Annotated in this window: 2 protein-coding genes and 2 pseudogenes; all 4 read right to left on the bottom strand. The window is 69.3% G+C overall.

The window, feature by feature from the left end:
• Positions 1 to 376: pseudogene (locus VD972_RS21595) on the bottom strand (endonuclease/exonuclease/phosphatase family protein); the annotation flags it as partial.
• A gap of 3 nt (positions 377 to 379) precedes the next feature.
• Positions 380 to 895 (bottom strand): hypothetical protein, encoded by a 516-nt coding sequence (locus VD972_RS21590; protein WP_324989918.1) that lies wholly within the window; start codon positions 893 to 895, stop codon positions 380 to 382.
• Positions 896 to 907: 12 nt separating this feature from the next.
• A complete protein-coding gene (locus tag VD972_RS21585; RefSeq protein WP_324989916.1) occupies positions 908 to 2077 on the bottom strand; it encodes an MlaD family protein in 1170 nt (389 codons plus the stop codon).
• Positions 2074 to 2394: pseudogene (locus VD972_RS21580) on the bottom strand (ABC transporter ATP-binding protein); the annotation flags it as partial. The gene VD972_RS21585 and the pseudogene VD972_RS21580, both read right to left, overlap by 4 nt.

Genomic DNA, 2394 nt, shown 5'->3' with positions numbered 1-2394 from the left:
TCTCCACCTCCGAGAGCAGCACCACCCCGGCCTTCATCGCGCTGATGGCCTGGGCGATGCGCCCCGCACGCGCCTGGAAGACCTCGGCCGTCGGCAGCTCCTCATAGGCCGCGCCTCCGCAGTTGCCGGACTCGCAGACGGTGTCGAAGAAGCGGTGCACGTTGAAGGCGGCGATGCGCACCGTGCCTGGCGCCGGCTCCTCTTGCGAGCCTGGGCCCGGCGGCGGCCCTCCGTCCTCGGGGAGCGGAGGGGGAGAGGAAGGACCTGGGCCCTCCTCGGCGAAGCTCTGCCCCTGGATGCACCCCAGCGGCCCCACGAGCACGAGCACCAGCCCCACGAAGAGCAGGTGCGGAGTGCGCGGGGAGCTCGAGGTCATCCCTCAGATATCGCCCAAGGTGAGATCTTCCGCCAGCTCGGCGTGCTTGAGCTGCTGCTGCTCGTTGAACTCCAGGTGGACCTTCAGCAGGTACGCATCATCCATGCCCGCGTGCCTGCAGGAGATGAAGTCCCGGCGGTCCGGGAACGCCAGCGAGAAGTCGAGGGTGTTGTCGTGGGTGCTCAGGTAGGGGCCGAGGTTGCGGAACCGAACGGAGATCTCCCGCTCTCCCGTCAGGGAGACGCTGGGGATCAGCCCCTGGAGCTCTGTCGTCGTCTCGCTCGAGAGCTGGACGGCGGCAAAGTAGTCCGAGGGGAGCTCGGCGCCCTGGCGGGTCCCAGGATCCCAGGTGATCCGCATCACCGAGCCGCCCGGAGCTGGCTCGAGCCCGGCCACGAGGCGCGGGTTCGTCATGTTCTCGCCGATGGTGCATGTGTCGGAGGACTGCCCGTCGCCACAGGCCAGCATGGCGAGCGCAACGAGCATGAGTCCGTACTTCCCTGAGATGAAACGGCACATGGAACGCTCTCCTCACTTCTTCGAGCCGGAGCCGCCTGTCCCCGTCTCTTGTGGGTCCTGCTTCACCTTGCCGACCTGGTCCAGTTCCTCGCGGTTGTTGACGGAGAAGCGCACCAGCGAGCGCAGCAGGCGGTTGCGCTTCACGTTGCCCAGCACCTGCCGCAGATCCTCGTAGATGGTGGGGTCCGAGATGAGCCCGCCCACCGTCCCCTCCCCGTTGGCCACTGTGGAGGTGATCTTCCTCAGGTCCGCCGCCACGCTCCCCAGGTCCGCGAACATGCCCTGCGCGTCCCCGTAGACGAGCTGGTGCACCGCACCGTTGGGGCTCTTCTTCGCGTCCTCGATGAGCCCGGCGAGCTGCCCGGCCGCCGCGCCCAGCTCACCCAGCGCCTGGGCGCCCTCCTTCCCGTAGATGAGCGCGTGGGCCGTACCGTCCCCCTCGCGCACCTCCCCCAGCAGCGCCTCCACGTGTCCCACCGCCGCGCTCACCCGCTGCGCCGCCTGGGACGTGCTCGCCAGCAGCCCGCGCACCTGCTTCCCCGCCTCCTTGTCATAGATGAGCGCATGGAGCACGCCATCGCCCTTCTCCACCTCTTCCAGCAGCACGCGGAGGCTGCGCAGGCTGGCCGACACATCCTCCGCGAGCCGCGGATCCGCGTACGTCTCCACCGCCGTGCGCAGTGCACTGCTGATGGCCCGGGAGTCGTTCATCACCTGCCCAGCCGCCTGCATCAGCGCGTTCAGGTCCCCGCTCGTGTCCGAGCGCAGCTCGCCCCCGTCCGGGGTGGGCCGCGCCTTCGCAGTGCCCAGGGAGATGTCCACCGCCTTCTCGCCCAGCACGCCGAGGCTCGACAGCCGTGCCACCGAGTCCTCCCGCACCCGGTCCGCGTACTTCCTCGAGACCCGGAGACGCACCTCGATGCCGCGGTCGCCCGACTCCTCGGTGAAGGCAATGGCCACCACCCGCCCCACCTCCAGGCCGCCGAGCCAGACCGGCGACTCGTCAGTCAGGCCCTGCACGTTGGGGAAGAAGGTGCGATAGGTGACATGCTCCTCGAAGAGCTGCGTCTCCTGGCCGATGAAGAAGACCACCACGCCGGCCAGGGCGAGCCCCGCCGCCACGAAGATTCCCGCACGCCAGGCCATGCGCCGCTCGCGCGGGGTGGACGTGAAGACGCTCACGAGGCCACCTCCCGCGGCTCGAGCTCCGCCCGCCGTGCGTCCAGGAAGGCGCGCACCTCGGGCACGGTGGAGCGGCGCATCTCCTCGGGCGTCCCCGCCTGGACGATGCGCCGGTTGGCCAGCATGGCGATGCGATCGCCCACCGCGAAGGCGCTCACCATGTCGTGAGTCACCACGATGGACGTGCAGCCCAGCTTCTCCTTCATCGAGTTGATCATCGCGTTGATGCTCTGGGTGGTGACGGGATCCAGGCCCGTGGTGGGTTCGTCCCAGAGGATGATCTCCGGGTTGGTGGCGATGGCGCGCGCCAGCCCCAC

Origin of the sequence: Hyalangium sp., from assembly GCF_035629615.1 — a bacterium.
Classification (GTDB): domain Bacteria; phylum Myxococcota; class Myxococcia; order Myxococcales; family Myxococcaceae; genus Hyalangium.
Note: the sequence above shows the minus strand (reverse complement) of the source record. Positions and strands in the feature narration are given on the sequence as shown.